The organism is Maritimibacter alexandrii, assembly GCF_005871115.1.
GTDB classification, from domain to species: Bacteria; Pseudomonadota; Alphaproteobacteria; order Rhodobacterales; family Rhodobacteraceae; genus Maritimibacter; species Maritimibacter alkaliphilus.
This window is the reverse complement of the sequence record NZ_SWKQ01000016.1, coordinates 50,720-67,803: the sequence shown is the minus strand read 5'-3', so window position 1 is coordinate 67,803 and position 17,084 is coordinate 50,720. Positions and strand designations below refer to the sequence as shown.

Genomic DNA, 17,084 nt, shown 5'->3' with positions numbered 1-17,084 from the left:
ACGCAATCAGTGATCGTGCGCCGTGCACCATTCGTCATGGACGCGCGGTTTGCCCATGTGGTCGCGCATGTTCTTCATCATCTCGAAATAGGGGATCGGGATGTGGACGGGCCGTTCGTCCGCCGCTTCGAAATCGTCATACAGCGTCTGGATGGTGACGATCACCCGCTCGGCATCGGTCCAGTCCTTGTAGTCGCCCAGATCAATCTTGTAGGCGGCGTCGAGGAAATCGACCCCCTGCTCGTAAAGCGGGCGCGCCATTTCGGTGACGTCCATCAGGTAGTCGCGCATCTTGCGCACGTCGTCCTTGGTCGAGATCGGGCCGTGCCCCGCGACGATCACCTCGACATCCATGTCGAGCACCATGTTGCACACGTTGATCCAGCGCACGACCGGGCCATACCACGCGATCGGCGTGCCCGCCGAGAACAGGATGTCGCCGGTGTAGAGCACCTTGTCCTCGGGCACATAGATCAGCGCGTCGCCCAGCGAATGCGCCGGGCCGACCTCGATCAGTTCCACGCGCTTGTCGCCGACCATGATGGTCATCTTGTCGTTGAAGGTCTCGGTCGGCGGGGTCAGCGTGATGCCGGAGAAGTCGAAGGGCTTGAAGCATTCCGCCATGAACTCCCCCGCCTTGCCGAACTTGGCGGGGTTTCGGTTCACCTCGTCCAGCATCTTGGGGTCGAAGCGGTCGAAATCGGCCACGGTGCCTTCGGTCCCGATGATGCGCGCGCCCTTGACCAGCTGGTTGCCGAAGGTGTGGTCGCCATCGGCATGGGTGTTCACGAGGATGCCGATATTGTCGGCCCCCGGCACGTTGGCCTTCATGTCGTCCAGCATGTCCTTGGTGCAGGCGAGGTCGAAGAGCGTATCGACCAGCAGGTTCGCCTCGCCATCCGCGATGATGCCCGCGTTGGACCAGCCCCACGACCCGTCGGGCACCAGATAGCCCCAGCAGCCGTTGCCGAGGTCATGCAGACCCTTGGTGTATTTCCATTTGGACATATCGGTTCCTCCCTAAAGAAGTGCGGTTGCGAGCGCCGGAAAGATGAAGACGAGGGCGAGCACCAGCGCCATCATCAGCGCGAAGGGCGCGGCGCCCTTGAAGATCTGGCCCAAGGTGATGTCGGTATCGGGGCCTAACGTGGACTTGATGACATAGACGGCAAGGCCGAAGGGCGGGGTCAGCAGCCCGATCTCGACGGCGAGGATGGCGATGACGCCCAGCCAGATCAGATCGACCTGAAGCCCGGTCAGGATCGGCACCGCGATGGGCAGCACCAGAAGCATGATCGACGCGCTGTCGAGGATCGTGCCCAGAAGCACCATGACGAGGATCATGGCGATCACCACCCCGTTCACTCCGAAGCCCGCGCCCAGCACGGTGTCGCCCAGCCAGTTGGGCATACCGGACAGGGCCAGCATTCGGGAATACAGGCTCGCCCCCATGATGAGGAAACAGATCGACGCGGTGGTGTGCCCGGTCTGAACCAGCACCTGCCAGAAGTCGCGCCAGCCGAGGCGGCGTTTCAGGACCGCGATGACGAGCGCACCGGCCGCGCCCGCCGCGCCCGCCTCGGTCGGGGTGAAGATGCCGCCGTAGATGCCGCCCAGCACCAGCGCCACGAGGATCACGATGGGGGCGAGCTTGGCGGCCATCTCGCCGAAACTCATGGTCGGCATGTCGTCGGTGGACACGGTGGTCCCGCCGATGAACCCCGGCGCCCATTTGCCCATGGCGATGATGCCGAGCGCATAGGTCGCCGACAGGACGAGGCCGGGGATGACGCCCGCGATGAACAGATCGCCGACCGATTGCTCGGTCAGGACGCCGTAGAGGATGAAGAGAAGCGAGGGGGGGATGAGCATCCCCAGCACCGCAGAGCCCGCGACCACGCCGACCGAGAAGTGGGGCGTGTAGCCGTGGCGGCGCATCTCGGGCACCGCGACCTTGGTGAACACGGCGGCCGACGCGATGGAAATGCCGGTGATCGCCGCGAAGATCGCGTTGGCCGCGACCGTGGCGACGCCCAGACCCCCGAGGATCTTGCGAAACGCCTGCTGCGCCACGTCGAAGGTATCGCGCCCGATCCCGGCGACGGACACCACCAGCCCCATGAGAACGAAGAGCGGCACGACGCCGAAGAGGTAGTCGGAAATGGAATCCTTGAACGCCGCGACCATCAGTTTCGCGGCCATGTCCGGGTTGTCGCGGATCATCCAGACGCTCACGAAACTGACGAGCATCAGGGTGATCGCCACATGCATCCCCGAATAGATCAGGACCAGCATGACCGCGATCGAGGCGAATCCGATCTCGAGCCCCGTCATGGCCGCCGCCCCTTCAGGTTGGCCCAGGCCGAGGCGAGGTATTGCAACACCGTCGCCGCCATGCCGATGGCCATGAGGCCGTAAAGCGGCCAGGTCGGGATGACGAAGAAGCCGGGATTGCCCATGAAGTTGCGTTCCGGGTGGGTCCACGCCTTTGCGAGCACCGGGAAGAAATACCAGAACGTCAGCGCAAGCAGCGCGGCCCCCGTCAGGTTGAACACGGCCCGCATGATCCGCGCCGCGCCTTCGGACCGTTTCGCCACCAGCGTGAGCAACAGGTCCGACCGGGTGAGCGCCCCGGACCTCAGCGTATGGGCCAGTTGCAGAAAGACGATGCCGACGATGGAAAACGCCACCATCTCGGCCACGCCAGCGATGGGCGCGTTGAACAGGGTTCGCATCGTGATGTCGGCGCAGATCAGCAGCATGATCGCGATGATCCACACCGATCCGAGGGCGTTCAGTCCGGCGACGACCGGCCCCAATGGCCCGTCACCGCCCCCGCCCTGCCCGCGCGCGGGGGTCGCGTCGTTCACATCCGTCACGTCAATCTCCGGGCGAGACCCCGGCGCGCCTGCGCCGGGGCCTTTGCCGTCACTCTTCGATGTAGTTGCGGGTGAAGGTGAAGCCCGCATCGGCGAGATAGGCGACATAGGCCGCCATGATCTCGTCCACCGGCTCGCCACGGGCACGGGCGGCTTCCATCCATGCGGTCGAGGGGTTCGCCATGCTTTCGATCCACGCCTGTTTCTCGGCCGCGTCGAATTCGACGATCTCGCCGCCGCCGTCGAGCATGGCTTGGGTCGAGCCTTCGATCCGCGCGTTCTGCTCTTCGAAATAGGCGTCCTGATAGGCTTTCGCAGCGACCCGGAACGCCTCTTTCGTGGCGTCCGAGAAGCTGTCCCACCGATCCTGCGACACGGCCAGACCGCCGACATACATCGCGCCGAAATCGACCTTGTTGTAATACGGCGCGACCTCCCACAGCTTCGCGGGGGCGTTGGCGGTGATCCAGCCGATCGCGCCGTCGGACACGCCGGTCTTGATGTCGTTGTAGAAGCTCACGTAGCTGCCCTGAACGCCCACGGCGTCGGTGCCGTCGAGCCACGACAGGTTCGGCCCGGCGCCCGAAATCTTGACGCCCGCCATGTCGGCGCGGGTCGCCAGCGGCTTGGTCGTCGCGATGTTGTAGCCGTCGATGGCGATGCCGCCGCCGATATAGACCGCGCCGGTCGCGTCGGCGAGCTGGTCGAGGAACCCTTCGCTCGACATCAGCGCATGTTCGGCGGCTTCCGTCACCAGCTTGGCGTCGGTCGGGCCGAAGGGCATGGCATAGGTCATGTTCAGAATGCCCATCTTGGCCGGATCGAACACGCCCATCGCCTGACCCACGTCGATCAGCCCGTCCTGAAGCGACTGCGCCTCGGCCCCCAGCTTGACCAGCGTGCCGCCATAGGCCTCGGTCCATTCGATCTGCACTTCGCCGGTCTTGGCCAGCTCTTCATTGAGCGTCGGGATGAACGTCTCGCCGATATGCTTGACCCACAGGAACACCGCGGGGTGTCCGGTGGCCACGGTCAGATTGAGCGTCTCCTGAGACAGCGCGGGCGTCGCCGCCGCACCCAGAACTGCGGTCGCCGCGAGCGCGGACATACCAAGCCGTATGGATTTCATGTTTTCCTCCCTGATGGCTTTCGCCGTTTCCTCCGAGTCAGACGCTAACGGGTATTGAACAGCCGTTCAAGATTATTATCATAGCGTTCAACAACAGGGCGGATGATGACGACCAAACCCATGAAAAAAAGGGCCGAGCCCAGCGAATCCGCCAAGGCGCGCATTCTGGCCGCGGCCGAGCCGGTGTTCGCCGAATGGGGATTCGATGCCGCCACGGTGCGCAAGATTTCCGAGGCCGCCGGGGTGCCCGTCGCGCTCATCAACTACCATTTCGGGTCGAAAGAGGGGCTCTATCGGGCGATCTTCGAAACCCGTGCGCCGACCATCATGGATCAGCGGATCGCGGGGCTCAGGCTGGCACGCGCCGAACCCGACCTCGACCGGCGCATCGACCTTGTGGTCAAGGCGCTGATCTATCCGATGTTCTCGCTGCGCGGTGAAAGCCCCTCGGCGGATTTCGGGCGGATCATCGTGCGCGAGATGTCGGACCCCCAGTCCGAGGCGCGCGGGATCTTTCGCGATATGTTCGACCCCGTGGCCGACATGCTGACCGCCGCCATCGCGGAATGCTTTCCCGACTGGACGGTGAAAGAGGTGCATTGGGCCTATCACACCATGCTGGGCGCCATGACCATTCTGATGACCGACAACGGGCGCATGGCGCGGCTGTCGAACGGCGAGGTGCGGTCGGACAACTGGGAAGAGGCGGCGCTGCATATGTGCGCGATCCTCGTCGCCGGGCTGAAGCACCGGGACCGGAGCCAGACACGCGGCGTCTGAAGATTTCAGGGAGGAGAAACAGATGAAACTGGTCACATACGACACCGGCGACGGCGTGGGCCGCCCCGGTGCGCTGGTGAACGACGGCACGGCGATCGCGGACCTTGCGGCCAATTCGGGCGGCGCGGTCGCGTCGGTCCTGTGGATCGCGCAAGGCGGCGAAAGCGCGCTGGCGCAGGCCGAGGACGCGGCGAAGGGGGCGACGACCGTCGCGCTGGACGCGGTGCGACTGATGGCCCCGATCGAACCGCCGCCGCAGATGCGCGATTGCCTGTGCTTCGAGACGCACCTCATTCAGGCGTTCCAGCAGGCGCGCAAACTCAGGGCGAGCCAGATGCCCGACCCCGCCGCCGCCGAGCGCGAGATGGAGGAAAAGGGCATCCTGTCGGTGCCACAGACGTTTTACGATCAGCCGATCTACTACAAAGCCAACCGCTTTTCGGTCGTGGGTCACGAGCATGACGTGATCTGGCCCGGCTATTCCAACTTCATGGATTTCGAGCTGGAGTTCGGCGTCTACATCGGCAAGCCCGCCAAGGACGTGAAGAAGGCCGACGCGATGGATCACGTTTTCGGCTACACGATCTTCAACGACTTCACCGCCCGCGACGCGCAGACGGCGGAAATGGGCGGCTCTCTCGGCCCCGCCAAGGGCAAGGATTTCGACACGGCGAACCCGATGGGGCCGTGCCTTGTGACCGCCGACGAGTTCGGCGACCCCTACGACAAAACCATGATCTGCCGGGTCAACGGCGAGGAATGGGGGCGCGGCTCGACCTCGACGATGCACTGGTCGTTCGGCGATCTGATCGAGCATATCTCGGCCTCCGAGACGATCCGGTCGGGTGAGTTTCTTGGCTCCGGCACGGTCGGCAACGGCTGCGGGCTGGAACACATGCGGTTCCTCAGCCCCGGCGATGTCGTCGAGCTCGAGGTCGAAGGGATCGGCGTGCTGCGCAACAAGCTGGTGAAACCGGGGGCCTAGGCGCGCCCGGCCTAGACCGTGTCGCGGATGCGAAAGCTTCGCGCCGTGAAGACCCACGATCCGCCCCGCCGCGCGAAAAGGTCGTCGTATTCGCCGATCTGCGTGCGGCGGTCGCCGTCTGTCGTGCGCAGGAATTCCTGCGTGTAGACGCGGCCCGATGCCGTGTCCTCGGTCACGGAAAGCCGACCGAGATGCGAGAAGAAATGGACATCGGCATAGCCGGCCATGGCCGTTTCCCAGGTCTGAAGGATCGCGGCGGAACCTTCGATCCGGCGGTCCCGGATGCACCATACCGCGTCCTCGGCCCAGCAGCGGATCCATGCCGCCCCGTCGCGCCGGTTCACCGCATCGCCGTAAGCCGCGACCAGTTCGAGGATCGCGAGTTTGTCTGCCGTCGGGTCCATTGCGCCGCTCCGTTTCGCTGGGTCGTCCGTCACATTGACTGTATACGCAAAATCCAAGATCGTATACATTCATGGCGGGAGAGAGGAACAGCAGACTCGCATGACGACGACACGACCCTATCCGACCCTTGCCGTCGGCAGCTTCGACCTGACCGGCACGCGCGACGACCACGTGCGCCGCATGTCGAGGGCTCCGGCCCGCACCGACGCGCGCGCGCATCCGATCTTCGCCTTCGTCGGCGCGCTCGGCGGGCTGCCCCTGCCGATCAAGGACTTGAGCACCTCGCTCGGTCTCGACTTCGATGCAGGTCCGGTTCTGGCCCGCTGCCAGATCGCCGTCGCGCGGCCCCTGTTGGTCGACCGGGTCTACACCGTCACGCCGCAGATCGACCGGATCGAGCGCAAGCCGAGCCGCCGTTACGGCCATGCCGACCACTTGCACCTCAAGATCGCGTTGGACGACGACACGCCGTTCACGACCATCGCCCTCCACATCATATTCCCTGCCGAGGACGCCGCCACATGACCCGATCCGATACGCCCTTCGGCCCCGTGTCCGGCCCCGACATGGCCGACTGGTGCGCCCTTCTGAACGACGACAACCAGATTCATCTGACCCGCGAGGCGGCCGAGGCGGCGGGGTTCGGCCCGCATCGGGTGAACCCCGGCCCCGCGAACCTCGCCTATCTGATGAGCGCGTTCATGGCGGACGACCCGGACAGGGAGATCACCGCCGTCGATGCGCGCTTCGTCGGAAACGTGCTCGAAGACGACCACCTCGTCGCCCGCACGGACGGAGACGAGGCGACGCTTCTGCGCGACGGTGACCCCGTCGTCACCGCAACCTTCACCTTCGGAGAGCCGGAATGACCGCCACGATCGCCCGCGCCGCCCAGACCACGGTTTACCCCCTGCTCGCCATGCGGGCGCGCACGGTGCCTGACGCTTTGGCCCTGACCGACGGGACCACGGACCTGACCTTCCGCACCATGCTGGAGGCCGTCGACCGCTGCGCCGCCGCCCTTGCCGCGCGCGGCCTGACCCGTGGCGACCGGGTCGCGGTGATTTCCGAGAACCGGATCGAATATGCGCTGTTGCAATACGCCGCGGCCAAGCTGGGCCTCATCACCGCCTGCACCAACGTCCGGCTGGCCGAGCCGGAGCTGGCCTATTGCACCGCGCTGGTGGAACCCGCGCTGATCGTCGCCTCGCCGCGTTACATGGACACGGCGCGGGCGGTGGCGGCGGGCGTGCCCGTCGCCGGGTTCCACGATCTGTCGGACGAGGGCGAAACGACCTGTGTCGCGGACCCCGAGGACGGGCTGTTCATCATCTACACCTCCGGCACCACGGGCCGCCCCAAGGCCGCCGTCATCAGCCACCGCGCCCAGCTTGCGCGGATGAGCTCCATGCGGCTCGATCTGGGTATCCTGCCCGGCGACGGGTATGTCGCCTGGGCGCCGATGTTCCATATCGGGGGGTCGGAGCATCTGTGCACCGCGCTCATGTCCGGGGCGCCGGGCTATGTTGTGGACGGGTTCGACGTGGACCGGATCATCGACGCGCTGGGGCGGTTCCCGGTCGGCTGGCTCATGCTCGTCCCCGCCACCATCGACCCGCTGATCGAGGCGCTGAAGGAACGTCAGCCGCCGATCAAAGGCGTGCGCGCGGTAGGCTGTATGGCCGACCTCGTCCCGTCGGACACCATCGCCGAGATCACATCGCTGGTGGGCGCGCCCTATCTCGACAGTTTCGGCGCGACCGAAACAGGGATGGCGCCGCTGTCGGCGAACCTCATCCCCGTGGGCAGCCGCCCGACCACCTTCCCCAAGCAGTTGACCTTGCTGACCGAATTACGCCTCTGCGACCCGGAGGGGAACGAGGTGCCGGACGGCGAACCCGGCGAGGCCTGGGTGCGCGGGCCGACGGTGTTTTCGGGCTACTGGAACAACGACGCGGTGAACGAAAAGGATTTCGCGGACGGCTGGTTCCACATGGGCGACATGTTCCGCAAGCTGGACGACGGCTATGTCTTCGCGGGCCGCTCCAAGTATCTCATCAAATCCGGGGGGGAGAATATCTATCCCGCCGAGATCGAGCGCGTGCTTCTGTCCGACAGCCGCATCGCGGACGCCATCGTGGTGAAGAAGCCCGACGAGAAGTGGGGCGAGGTGCCGATCGCGGTGGTCGTTCCGGCGGCCGAGATCGACGCGGAGGCGGTGATCGAGCTGTGCCGGGCCGAACTTGCGGGCTACAAGCGCCCCAAGGGCGTTCTGTTCGTCGGGATGGACGACCTGCCCCGCTCGGTCAGCGGCAAGATCCTGCGGGAAGAGGTGGAAAAGCTGGTCTGAGGCGCGGCCTCAGACCTTGGCTTGGGCCAGCAAGGCGCGGGTGGCCTTGACCAGTCGCGCGCTGCGCTCGGCCGGCGACAGCCCCGCCTTGGCGAAGCGCTTCATCGGCACTTCCATGTCGATGGGCGTTCCGGCGGGCAGCGCACGCAGGAAATCGGCCAGCGGAAACTCCCCCTCCCCCGGTATCCCGCGATTCTCGACCGCTTCGCCGAAGGGGCTTTCGGGGGCGGCCATCGGCCCGTCGCAGATCTGGGCCGCGCCGATCAGGGCGGCATCCGTGGCGCGCAGGTCGGCGACCGACCCGCCGGTACGAAAAAGGTGCAGGGGATCGACCAGCAGGCTCAGATTGTCGTGGCCAAGGCGCGACAGCAACTCCGCCCCGGCCCCGATGGAGCGGCATTCCGAGAACTTCATGAATTCGATACTGACGTGGAGGCCCCGCGCCCCGGCGGCGTCGGCCAGCGCGCACAGGTTGTCGCCCGCCCGCCCCTGATCCTTGTCCTGCACCAGCGCGGTCAGCCGCGTGGCCCCGATCCCGGCTCCAAGGTCGAGCGCGGCGGTGAAATCGTCCACCACTGTGTCGGGTCCGAGCGAAAAGACCTCGACGTTATGGACCGCGACGTCATGGTCGTCGCAGGCCGCCCGAAAGGCCGCGGCATCCTCGGCCAGCACGCGCGGGAAAATGTCCAGATCGGGCGACGGCGGCGTGACGAAGACCGATACCGTATCGACCCCCGCCCCCCGTGCGATCCCCGGCAGGTCCACCGGGGCCACGTCGCGCAACGACAGTTGGTGCAAGGCAAGACGGTGCATGGTTCAGGCCCCCAGATAGCTGTCGATCACGGCCTGATTGCCGGCAAGTTCCTTGCTCGCCCCCTCGAAGGCGATCTGCCCACGGTCGAGCACATAGGCCCGGCTCGTCGCTTCGAGCGCGCGGTGCGCGTTCTGTTCGACCAGCAGCACCGTCAGCCCCTCGGCGTTCAGCTTCTTGAGCGCATCGAACACCTGATCGGTAATCAACGGCGACAGGCCCAGCGACGGCTCGTCGAGCAGGAGCAGATGCGGCCCGCCCATCAGCGCGCGCCCGATGGCGAGCATCTGTTGCTGACCGCCCGACAGGGTGCCCGCGATCTGGTCGCGGCGTTCTTCGAGCACCGGGAACAGCTCATACACATGGTCGAGGGTATAGATCGTGTTGCGCTTGCCGCGAGCGATCAGGCCGACCTGAAGGTTTTCGTAAACGCTCATGTCGCCCAGAACCTGCCGCCCTTCGGGCACGTGCAGAAGCCCGGCGCGCGACACGGCATGGGGTGACATGCCCTTGGTCTCGCGCCCCTCGAACACGATCTCGCCGGACTTGCGTTTGACCACGTTGGACAGCGCGTTCAGCAGCGTCGATTTCCCGGCGCCGTTGGAGCCGATCAGCGCGACCATCTCGCCCTGTTCGACATGCATCGACACGCCGCGCAATGCCTTCACCCCGCCATAGGAGACGTGCAGATCGGAGATTGTGAGTGTCGTCATGTCAGTGCCCCGATGTCCCGATATAGGCCGCGACCACCTGCGGGTCGCGCACCACCGCTTCCGGCTCGCCCGAGGCGATCATGCGCCCCGAATCCAGAACGTAAACCTTCTTGCACAGCCGCGTCACGAAACCGACGTTGTGTTCGATGAGCAAAAGCCCCATGCCGCTGTCGGCCAGTTCGCGAAAGATCGTGGCGAGTTCGTCGCTCTCCACATCGTTCATGCCGGCCACGGGTTCGTCCAGCAGCACGATGTCGGGCTCGGCGGCGATGGCGCGCATCATCTCGACCCGGCGTTGATGGCCATAGGCAAGGTTGCCCGCCTCGAATTCCGCGAATTCCTCCATCCGGAAACGTCTGAGCAGCGCCCATGCCTTTTCCTCGAACCGCTGGGTGTCGCGCCGCGCCGATGGCAGGCCGAGGATCTGGCTCAGGATGCCCGCCTCTTCGCGCCGGTGGAACCCGATCAGCACGTTCTCGAGGACGGTCGCTTCGGGCAGAAGCCGGATGTTCTGGAACGTCCGCGCCACGCCCTTGCGCGCCACGATGTCGGCGCGGTCGGTGGCGACGCTGACCCCATCGACGGTGATGTCGCCCTCGGTCAGGGCAAGCACGCCCGAGATCATGTTGACCACGGTGGACTTGCCCGCCCCGTTCGGGCCGATCAGCCCGGTGATTTCACCCGGCGGCACCTCCATCGACACCTTGTCGACCGCTTTCAGGCCGCCGAAATGCTTGGCCACGTTTTCGAGTTTAAGAGACGGCATCGCGGGCCTCCTTTTCGCTCGCGCGTTGCTGTTGCTGGCGCGCCTGCTTGCGGCGGCGGAACCAGAACACGATCTCGTCGCCGACTCCGTTGGGCAGGAAGGTGATGACAAGGATCAGGATCACGCCGTTCACCGCCTGCCGGTACTCGGCCAGGGGCCGCGCGATTTCCGGCAGGATCGCCATGATGAGCGCGCCCATGATCGGGCCGAGCAGCGTGGTGCGCCCGCCCAGGATCACCACCGTCAGCACGTTGACGATGAAGGCGAAGCCGTAGTTATGCGGCTCGATCTGGAAGGTATAAAGGCTTTGCAGCCCGCCGAAGAGCCCCCCGACCGCGCCCGAGATGATGAAGGCGATGATGTGGTACTTGCCGATGTTCACGCCCAGCGACGAGGCGACGCTTTCTTCCTGCCTCAGCGCATTGAACACACGCCCCATGCCGGAGCGTCCGATGTTCCACATCACGTACATGGTCAGGCCGACGACGATCAGCAGAATCCAGGTGTTCACCTCGCGCGGGATGCCGACGATGCCAAGCGCGCCGCCCGTGAACCCCTCGCCGTAAAGCAGGAGCGACAGGATGATCTGCACGAAAGCCAGTGTCGCGATGGCCTGAAACGCGCCGCGCAGGCGGGCCAGCGGCAGGGCCAACAGGCCCCCGACCGCAGCGGCCAGCGCGGTGCCGAGGATGACGGTCAGGAAGATCGGCACGCCGGTCCGGGTGGCAAGGATCGCCACGCAGTACGACCCGAGCGCCGCGAAACCCGCCGTCGCGATGGAAAACACACCGGCGCGCAGCGCGATCTGCTGGCTGTAGCCAAAGCCGACCGACAACAGGAAAAAGTCGATGATCGGCTGATAGGCGTAATAGAACTGGATCATTGGCGCGTCCCCCCGGCGACGGCATTGATGTCACCGAACAGCCCGTTTGGCCGCACGAGAAGCACAAGGAACAGAAGGCCGAAGATGATCGCATCGGTCAGCCCCGATGGCAGATAGGCCACCGCCAGCGATTGCGTCACCCCCAGAAGGAGCGACGCGACAATGGCCCCCTGAACGCTTCCCAATCCCCCGATCACGACGACCACGAAGGCCCGGAGCATGTAAGGCTCGCCCATCAGGAACTGGATCGAGTTGAACAGAAGGCCGATCAGAACCCCGGCCAGACCGGCGAGCGCGCCGGCGATGAAGAAGGTCTGCAAATAGACGCTTTGCGCGTTCACGCCCAGAAGCGCGGCGGCCCGTTCGTTCGTGGCCACGGCGCGGACCTGCCGCCCAAAGGTGGTTTTCTTGAGGTAAAAGATCAGCGCGGCCACCAGAACCGCCACCAGCACAAGGATCACGATCTGCAAGAGCGAGATGCGCAGCCCGAGGATGTTGTAGAACTTGATCGGAAACGTGCCAAACGGAAAGTTCAGCACCTGCGTTTTCGACACCTGCTGGGCGATGGACACAAGGATCAGATCCACCCCGATGGATGACACCAGCGCCGGAAACTCGGCGTTGCCCCGGTTGCGCAGCGTTCGGAACGCGATCAGGTCGATCAGAAGCGCGATCAGACCCGTCGCGAGCATCGAGAACCCGATGGCCAGCAGGAACGGCAAGCCGCTGATCGTGCAGTAATAGGCAATGAACGCGCCCGCCATGAAGGTGGCGCCATGCGCGAAGTTGAGAAGTTTCTGAACGCCGAAGATCAGCGTGAAGCCAAGGGAGAACAGCGCATAGACCGAGCCCGAGACAAGGCCGTTCAGGATTTGCTGTGAAAGCATGTGATCCACCCAGATTGCGGGGCCGGACCCCGATGAACGTGGTGCCGGGGGCGAACGGGCGCCCCCGGCATCGTGCAAGGTGTTATTCGGGCGCGACCGTGAAGGCGCCGTCTTTGACCTGAAGAACCTTCATGCCGAAATAGGGCACGCGCTCTTCGTCGTAGCTGTAGGTATGCGTGCCGACGACCACCGGGATGTCCTTCTGTTCGCCAAGCGCCTGACGCACGCCGTCACGGGTCAGGTTGCCCGCTTCGGCGGCATCGCGCACCGCATGGGCCACGACCTGCATTCCGGAATATCCCATGGCGTTCCATTCGTCCGCCGGGAAGCCCATCTTCGCCTCGAAGCTCTCGGCGAAGGCGGACGAGAAGTCGTCGTCGCCGCCCGGCACCCAGGCCCCGATCAGGTAGACGTCCTCGACAGCCGCACCGCCCTTTTCGATGAAGGTCGGCGAGGCGAAGGCGTTGTGGCCGAGGATCGGCGTGGACGGATCCAGCCCGGCCTGCTTGAGTTGCAGGATGATGTTGGCCCCCTGCGCGGCGGGCGTGCCGATGAACACGCAATCCTGATCCGAGGTCGCGATCTTGGTGGCGAGCGCCGAGAAATCGCTGTCGGCCAGCGCCACGCCGTCCTGCGACACGATCTCGACCCCGGCTTCGGTAATCAGGCTTTCATACATGCGCTGAAGCGCGACGTAGGCCTCGTTGTCCTTCACGCCGATGATCGCGCAGCGTTCCAGACCCAGCGTTTCGGCGGTGTAATCCGCGATGAAGGGCATGGTGATGCTGGCGGGCTGGGTCATGATGAACGACCACGGCCCGTTCTCCACCACTTCCATCGAGTTGGTGGTGGTCATCACGGGAAATTCCCGCTCGTTCGCCACGTTGGCGCCCGCCATGGCGACGGAGCCCGAGGTCGGGCCCATGACCATCAGAACGTCCTCGTCGGCGGCGAGACGGGTGATGAGCGACAGGGTCTGCGTCCGGTCGGTCGCGTCATCCTCGACCGAGAACACCATCTGGTTGCCCTCGCCGAAAAAGCCCTGTTCGTTCAGCTCTTCCGCGGCCAGCACGGCGCCGTCCGCGACGTTCTTGCCGATAAAGGCCGCACCGCCGGTCAACGACTGTAGAATCACCACTTTGTAGTCTTCTGCATGCGCGGCGACCCCTGCGAGCGTAACCGCTGCCGCACTGGTTGCCGAAAGCATAAGTGTCTTGAATTTCATGGATTCCTCCCATTTCGATGCCGTAACAATTCAATGTCTTTTTTCTTCCGAACGGATCGACGGCGTGCATCTGTTCGGGTTTTGTATGGCCGAACTGGTCATAAATATACACAACAATCAACATCAATGTGTTCACCAGCCAGTACACTTCGGCCCGAAAACCGGTCGGAATCCGCTTACGCCCCACGGCCCGGATGCGCTAAAACTCTATTTCACAGGGGCTCTGTGCGAATTTCTCTTGTATACAGTAAGCGGTGCTTCCATACTCAATGCGCACGAGGGAGGCCCATATGGACAGGACGGGAGGAGCGCACATGCTCGATTTCAAGGCATTCACGGCCGTAACCACCATTGGCGATCTGCTGCTCAGAACCGCAGCGGTCTATCCGGAAAAAGACGCGATCGTGTTCCCGGACCGCCGCCTGACCTTCACCGAATTGCAGGAAAACACCCTTCGCCGGGCACGCGGGCTTTATGCGCTCGGCGTGCGTCCGGGCGATCACGTGGGCATCCTGCTCCCCTCCAGTCTCGAAACCGTCGAATGTTTCTTCGCCATCGCCCTGCTCGGGGCCGTCTCGGTCCCGATCAACGCGCGGTACCGGGGGGACGAACTCGGCTTCGTGGTGGAAAACGCCGACATCAAGGCCATCGTGACCCAAGGCCGCGTGACCGACGGGCTGGATTTCGTCGCCCGCCTGAACGAGGCGATCCCCGCCCTGAGCGCGCAGCCCGTGAACGCCGACCTCGACCTGCCGAACATGCCCGTGCTCAAGCGCCTGATCCTGATCGGGTCCGACGAAACCCCCGGCTTCACCACCGATGCCGCGTTCCGCGAGATCGCCGAAACCGTGCCCGCCGAGACGATCGACGCCCTGCGCAACCGCGTGCGGGTGCGCGACACCGCGCTCATGCTCTACACCTCGGGCACCACGTCGCATCCCAAGGGCTGCATGATCTCGCACGAAAGCCTGATCCGCACCGGGCAGGCGATGGCGAAACGCTATGACATGACCGAGGACGACGTGTTCTGGTCGCCGCTGCCGATGTATCACATCGGGGCGATGTTCCCGCTTTGCGCCGCCTATTCGGTCGGGGCCACCTATCTGTCGATGCAGTATTTCGACGGCGGCGTGGCGCTGGAAATGATCGAAGCGGAACGCGCGACCGTCACCTATCCCAGCTTCGGAACCTTCATCGGCGACATGATCTATCACCCGGATTTCGACAAGCGCGACCTGTCGTCGATCCGCATCATGAACTCGAACATGGCGATGCAGCCCGCGGCCTTCGCCAAGGCGATCCAGAACAAGATCCCGAACGCCATTCAGGTGGGCACGTTCGGCATGACCGAAACCTCGGGCACCGTGACCACGAGCTTTCCGACCGACAGTTACGAGGAACGGACCCGCCGTCTGGGCAAGCCCTTCGACGGGCTGGAGGTCAAGATCGTGCACCCGGAAACCGGCCCCTGCGGCACGGATGAGATCGGCGAGATCTGCGTGCGCGGCTATTCGGTGTTCACCGAGTATTACAAAGACCCCGAAAAGACCGCCGAGGCCAAGCGCGACGGCTGGTTCCACACCGGCGATCTGGGCGCTTTCGATGCGGGCGGCACGCTGATGTATCATGGCCGTCTGAAGGACATGCTCAAGGTCGGCGGCGAAAACGTCGCGGCGCAGGAGATCGAGGCGGTCGTCTCGGGCCACGACGCGGTCAAGTTCTGTCAGGTCGTCGGCAAGCCCGACGCACGCCTGCAAGAGGTGCCCGTCGCCTTTGTGGAGCTTGTGCCGGGCGCCAACCCCGACCCGCAGGAGATCATCGACTTCTGCAAAGACAAGTTCTCAAGCTTCAAGGTTCCGCGCGAGGTGCACTACATCACCGAATGGCCGATGTCCTCGTCCAAGATCCAGAAGTTCAAACTGCGGGAGATGCTGGACCAATGACGGCCACACGCGACGAGGCGATCAACCTCATTCAGACGACCTATTACGACGGCATCGACTCGGGCGACATGGTGCGCGCGGCTTCGGCGCTGGCCGAGGATGTGGACTGGTCCCATGCTCAGGTCTGGGCGCATCACGGTTTCGCCCGCGCGGAGCCATCGGGGTTTTCGTCCCGCGCCGAAGTGCAGGATTTCCTGTCGGCCCGTGTCGAACAACTGGCCGAAGCCAAAATCCGGCACCGGATCGACACGATGGTCTATGAGGACGGCAAAGGCGCGTTTCTTGGGCTGGTCGAAGGGCCGGGCGGTGAAACCAAGCCCTTCTTCGTCTGGTTCGAAATCGCGGACGGCAAGATCAGCCGCTATACGCTTCGGCCGCTCTGAGCGCCCGGCTCAGTCCTCGGGCGCCAGCGTCACCTTGATCCCGTCCAGATCGTCCGACATCTCGATCTGGCAGGACAGGCGCGAATTCTCCTTGTAGTGCTCGGAAAACTCGACCAGTTCGTATTCGTCCGGTTCCTGTGCGCCGATCTTGTCCATCCAGTCGGGATCGACATAGACATGGCAGGTGGCGCAGGAACACATGCCGCCGCAGATCGACGCGATGTCCAGCCCGCCGTTGTCGCGCAGGTTCACCATCAGCGATAGGCCGTTCTCGGCCTCGATGACTTTTTCGGTCCCGTCGCGGTCGGTGGCGTTGATCTTGGGCATGTGGTCCTCCGTGTTACCGGGTCAGAGTATTGTATCCAGATAATGCGGTCAACGCATACAATTCACAGGTCGATTCGTGCGGTTTGCCCGTCCCACCCTGCACAGGTCGTCTCGATCTTGTCGAAGAACCTGAGCAATCCGGGGCTGGGCTGAACCAGCTCCAGCACCCGCCCCCGGTTGTCCGGGTCCGTGTCCATATAGGCGAACGGGATCTTGGCCTTGGTCACGCCGCCTTGCAAGACATCCACGCCCCGCGCGGCCCAGGCCGCAATGTCGGCTTCGAGGTCGTCGGTCAGCGCGCAGACGTGATGCAGCCCGCCTCCGGTCGCCTCCAGAAACTCGGTAAAGGTCGACGCGCCACCCCCGGTTTGCTGAATGATTTCGATCTGCATCCCGTCATGGCTGGCAATCGCGACCCGCGTTTCGGCATCGCAGGGCGCCCCCCGGAACGTCACCGTATCATAAGGCACCGTGCCGGTGACGAAGAACGGGCCAACACCCATCACGCGGGTCCAATGGTCCACCTCGGCGTCGAGATCGTGAACCACGTATCCAAGCTGCATGATCTTGCCGAACCGCTGCGACATCTTCGCCCCCAAAAATACAGAACTTATGGTT

At 64.4% G+C, this 17,084-nt stretch carries 20 protein-coding genes; 7 read left to right on the top strand and 13 right to left on the bottom strand.

Translation table 11 applies throughout. The features are described 5' to 3' along the window. Nucleotides 1–6: 6 nt before the first annotated feature. The 4 genes from FCT00_RS19980 to FCT00_RS19965 are packed head-to-tail and all read right to left on the bottom strand — an operon-like array spanning nt 7 to nt 4,008. The gene (locus FCT00_RS19980; RefSeq protein ID WP_138424400.1) at nt 7–1,008 is read right to left on the bottom strand and encodes an MBL fold metallo-hydrolase; all 1,002 of its coding nucleotides are present in this window, start codon (nt 1,006–1,008) and stop codon (nt 7–9) included. Nucleotides 1,009–1,020: 12 nt separating this feature from the next. Then, nucleotides 1,021–2,334, bottom strand: coding sequence for a TRAP transporter large permease (locus tag FCT00_RS19975; protein ID WP_138424399.1), 1,314 nt, complete (start codon nt 2,332–2,334; stop codon nt 1,021–1,023). Next, nucleotides 2,331–2,879, bottom strand: coding sequence for a TRAP transporter small permease subunit (locus FCT00_RS19970; RefSeq protein ID WP_138424398.1), 549 nt, complete (start codon nt 2,877–2,879; stop codon nt 2,331–2,333). The genes FCT00_RS19975 and FCT00_RS19970 overlap by 4 nt, the downstream gene beginning before the upstream one ends. Nucleotides 2,880–2,928: 49 nt before the next feature. Further along, nucleotides 2,929–4,008, bottom strand: coding sequence for a C4-dicarboxylate TRAP transporter substrate-binding protein (locus FCT00_RS19965; RefSeq protein ID WP_202795868.1), 1,080 nt, complete (start codon nt 4,006–4,008; stop codon nt 2,929–2,931). Between the two features lie 120 nt (nt 4,009–4,128). On the opposite strand from FCT00_RS19965, the gene FCT00_RS19960 reads away from it, so the two are divergent. Both FCT00_RS19960 and FCT00_RS19955 read left to right on the top strand, forming a co-directional pair. Continuing rightward, a complete protein-coding gene (locus FCT00_RS19960) occupies nt 4,129–4,788 on the top strand; it encodes a TetR/AcrR family transcriptional regulator (RefSeq protein ID WP_235889244.1) in 660 nt (219 codons plus the stop codon). Nucleotides 4,789–4,810: 22 nt separating this feature from the next. After that, the gene (locus tag FCT00_RS19955) at nt 4,811–5,773 is read left to right on the top strand and encodes a fumarylacetoacetate hydrolase family protein (RefSeq protein ID WP_138424396.1); all 963 of its coding nucleotides are present in this window, start codon (nt 4,811–4,813) and stop codon (nt 5,771–5,773) included. A gap of 11 nt (nt 5,774–5,784) precedes the next feature. Here FCT00_RS19955 and FCT00_RS19950 read toward each other — a convergent pair whose 3' ends face one another. Continuing rightward, nucleotides 5,785–6,177 carry a nuclear transport factor 2 family protein gene (locus FCT00_RS19950; RefSeq protein WP_171043068.1) on the bottom strand — a complete coding sequence of 131 codons (393 nt, stop codon included), beginning with the start codon at nt 6,175–6,177 and terminating at the stop codon, nt 5,785–5,787. A gap of 100 nt (nt 6,178–6,277) precedes the next feature. Between FCT00_RS19950 and FCT00_RS19945 the strand changes: the two genes are divergently transcribed. The 3 genes from FCT00_RS19945 to FCT00_RS19935 are packed head-to-tail and all read left to right on the top strand — an operon-like array spanning nt 6,278 to nt 8,528. Continuing rightward, on the top strand, nt 6,278–6,703 hold the full coding sequence (locus FCT00_RS19945; RefSeq protein ID WP_138424394.1) for a hypothetical protein: 426 nt from the start codon (nt 6,278–6,280) through the stop codon (nt 6,701–6,703). Then, a complete protein-coding gene (locus tag FCT00_RS19940; RefSeq protein WP_138424393.1) occupies nt 6,700–7,047 on the top strand; it encodes a hotdog family protein in 348 nt (115 codons plus the stop codon). Before FCT00_RS19945 ends, FCT00_RS19940 begins: the two co-directional genes overlap by 4 nt. Next, nucleotides 7,044–8,528 carry a class I adenylate-forming enzyme family protein gene (locus tag FCT00_RS19935; protein WP_138424392.1) on the top strand — a complete coding sequence of 495 codons (1,485 nt, stop codon included), beginning with the start codon at nt 7,044–7,046 and terminating at the stop codon, nt 8,526–8,528. Before FCT00_RS19940 ends, FCT00_RS19935 begins: the two co-directional genes overlap by 4 nt. 9 nt (nt 8,529–8,537) lie before the next feature. On the opposite strand, the gene FCT00_RS19930 is transcribed toward FCT00_RS19935, so the two are convergent. From FCT00_RS19930 to FCT00_RS19905, 6 genes are all read right to left on the bottom strand, one after another. Next, a complete protein-coding gene (locus FCT00_RS19930; protein WP_138424391.1) occupies nt 8,538–9,341 on the bottom strand; it encodes a sugar phosphate isomerase/epimerase family protein in 804 nt (267 codons plus the stop codon). A gap of 3 nt (nt 9,342–9,344) precedes the next feature. After that, nucleotides 9,345–10,052 carry an ABC transporter ATP-binding protein gene (locus tag FCT00_RS19925; protein WP_138424390.1) on the bottom strand — a complete coding sequence of 236 codons (708 nt, stop codon included), beginning with the start codon at nt 10,050–10,052 and terminating at the stop codon, nt 9,345–9,347. Between the two features lies 1 nt (nt 10,053). Then, nucleotides 10,054–10,818, bottom strand: coding sequence for an ABC transporter ATP-binding protein (locus FCT00_RS19920; RefSeq protein WP_138424389.1), 765 nt, complete (start codon nt 10,816–10,818; stop codon nt 10,054–10,056). Further along, a complete protein-coding gene (locus tag FCT00_RS19915) occupies nt 10,805–11,701 on the bottom strand; it encodes a branched-chain amino acid ABC transporter permease (RefSeq protein ID WP_138424388.1) in 897 nt (298 codons plus the stop codon). The genes FCT00_RS19920 and FCT00_RS19915 overlap by 14 nt, the downstream gene beginning before the upstream one ends. Beyond that, nucleotides 11,698–12,588, bottom strand: coding sequence for a branched-chain amino acid ABC transporter permease (locus tag FCT00_RS19910; RefSeq protein WP_138424387.1), 891 nt, complete (start codon nt 12,586–12,588; stop codon nt 11,698–11,700). Before FCT00_RS19910 ends, FCT00_RS19915 begins: the two co-directional genes overlap by 4 nt. A gap of 82 nt (nt 12,589–12,670) precedes the next feature. After that, complete coding sequence (locus FCT00_RS19905) at nt 12,671–13,813, bottom strand: ABC transporter substrate-binding protein (RefSeq protein ID WP_138424386.1); 1,143 nt, start codon at nt 13,811–13,813, stop codon at nt 12,671–12,673. Between the two features lie 314 nt (nt 13,814–14,127). Between FCT00_RS19905 and FCT00_RS19900 the strand changes: the two genes are divergently transcribed. Continuing rightward, on the top strand, nt 14,128–15,756 hold the full coding sequence (locus FCT00_RS19900) for a class I adenylate-forming enzyme family protein (RefSeq protein ID WP_138424385.1): 1,629 nt from the start codon (nt 14,128–14,130) through the stop codon (nt 15,754–15,756). After that, entirely contained in the window at nt 15,753–16,139 is a 387-nt protein-coding gene (locus FCT00_RS19895; RefSeq protein WP_171043067.1) for a nuclear transport factor 2 family protein, read from the top strand. Before FCT00_RS19900 ends, FCT00_RS19895 begins: the two co-directional genes overlap by 4 nt. A 9-nt stretch (nt 16,140–16,148) precedes the next feature. On the opposite strand, the gene FCT00_RS19890 is transcribed toward FCT00_RS19895, so the two are convergent. Both FCT00_RS19890 and FCT00_RS19885 read right to left on the bottom strand, forming a co-directional pair. Next, the gene (locus tag FCT00_RS19890) at nt 16,149–16,466 is read right to left on the bottom strand and encodes a 2Fe-2S iron-sulfur cluster-binding protein (protein ID WP_008327595.1); all 318 of its coding nucleotides are present in this window, start codon (nt 16,464–16,466) and stop codon (nt 16,149–16,151) included. A 62-nt stretch (nt 16,467–16,528) separates the two neighbouring features. Next, on the bottom strand, nt 16,529–17,053 hold the full coding sequence (locus tag FCT00_RS19885) for a VOC family protein (protein ID WP_171043066.1): 525 nt from the start codon (nt 17,051–17,053) through the stop codon (nt 16,529–16,531). Nucleotides 17,054–17,084 lie beyond the last annotated feature (31 nt).

Coding starts and splice junctions, on each gene's coding strand:
- FCT00_RS19920 (WP_138424389.1), bottom strand. CDS start 10,818: ATGCCGTCTCTTAAACTCGAAAACGTGGCCAAGCATTTCGGCGGCCTG.
- FCT00_RS19890 (WP_008327595.1), bottom strand. CDS start 16,466: ATGCCCAAGATCAACGCCACCGACCGCGACGGGACCGAAAAAGTCATC.
- FCT00_RS19945 (WP_138424394.1), top strand. CDS start 6,278: ATGACGACGACACGACCCTATCCGACCCTTGCCGTCGGCAGCTTCGAC.
- FCT00_RS19975 (WP_138424399.1), bottom strand. CDS start 2,334: ATGACGGGGCTCGAGATCGGATTCGCCTCGATCGCGGTCATGCTGGTC.
- FCT00_RS19900 (WP_138424385.1), top strand. CDS start 14,128: ATGCTCGATTTCAAGGCATTCACGGCCGTAACCACCATTGGCGATCTG.
- FCT00_RS19905 (WP_138424386.1), bottom strand. CDS start 13,813: ATGAAATTCAAGACACTTATGCTTTCGGCAACCAGTGCGGCAGCGGTT.
- FCT00_RS19955 (WP_138424396.1), top strand. CDS start 4,811: ATGAAACTGGTCACATACGACACCGGCGACGGCGTGGGCCGCCCCGGT.
- FCT00_RS19915 (WP_138424388.1), bottom strand. CDS start 11,701: ATGATCCAGTTCTATTACGCCTATCAGCCGATCATCGACTTTTTCCTG.
- FCT00_RS19940 (WP_138424393.1), top strand. CDS start 6,700: ATGACCCGATCCGATACGCCCTTCGGCCCCGTGTCCGGCCCCGACATG.
- FCT00_RS19960 (WP_235889244.1), top strand. CDS start 4,129: ATGAAAAAAAGGGCCGAGCCCAGCGAATCCGCCAAGGCGCGCATTCTG.
- FCT00_RS19910 (WP_138424387.1), bottom strand. CDS start 12,588: ATGCTTTCACAGCAAATCCTGAACGGCCTTGTCTCGGGCTCGGTCTAT.
- FCT00_RS19950 (WP_171043068.1), bottom strand. CDS start 6,177: ATGGACCCGACGGCAGACAAACTCGCGATCCTCGAACTGGTCGCGGCT.
- FCT00_RS19930 (WP_138424391.1), bottom strand. CDS start 9,341: ATGCACCGTCTTGCCTTGCACCAACTGTCGTTGCGCGACGTGGCCCCG.
- FCT00_RS19925 (WP_138424390.1), bottom strand. CDS start 10,052: ATGACGACACTCACAATCTCCGATCTGCACGTCTCCTATGGCGGGGTG.
- FCT00_RS19885 (WP_171043066.1), bottom strand. CDS start 17,053: ATGTCGCAGCGGTTCGGCAAGATCATGCAGCTTGGATACGTGGTTCAC.
- FCT00_RS19895 (WP_171043067.1), top strand. CDS start 15,753: ATGACGGCCACACGCGACGAGGCGATCAACCTCATTCAGACGACCTAT.
- FCT00_RS19980 (WP_138424400.1), bottom strand. CDS start 1,008: ATGTCCAAATGGAAATACACCAAGGGTCTGCATGACCTCGGCAACGGC.
- FCT00_RS19935 (WP_138424392.1), top strand. CDS start 7,044: ATGACCGCCACGATCGCCCGCGCCGCCCAGACCACGGTTTACCCCCTG.
- FCT00_RS19965 (WP_202795868.1), bottom strand. CDS start 4,008: ATGAAATCCATACGGCTTGGTATGTCCGCGCTCGCGGCGACCGCAGTT.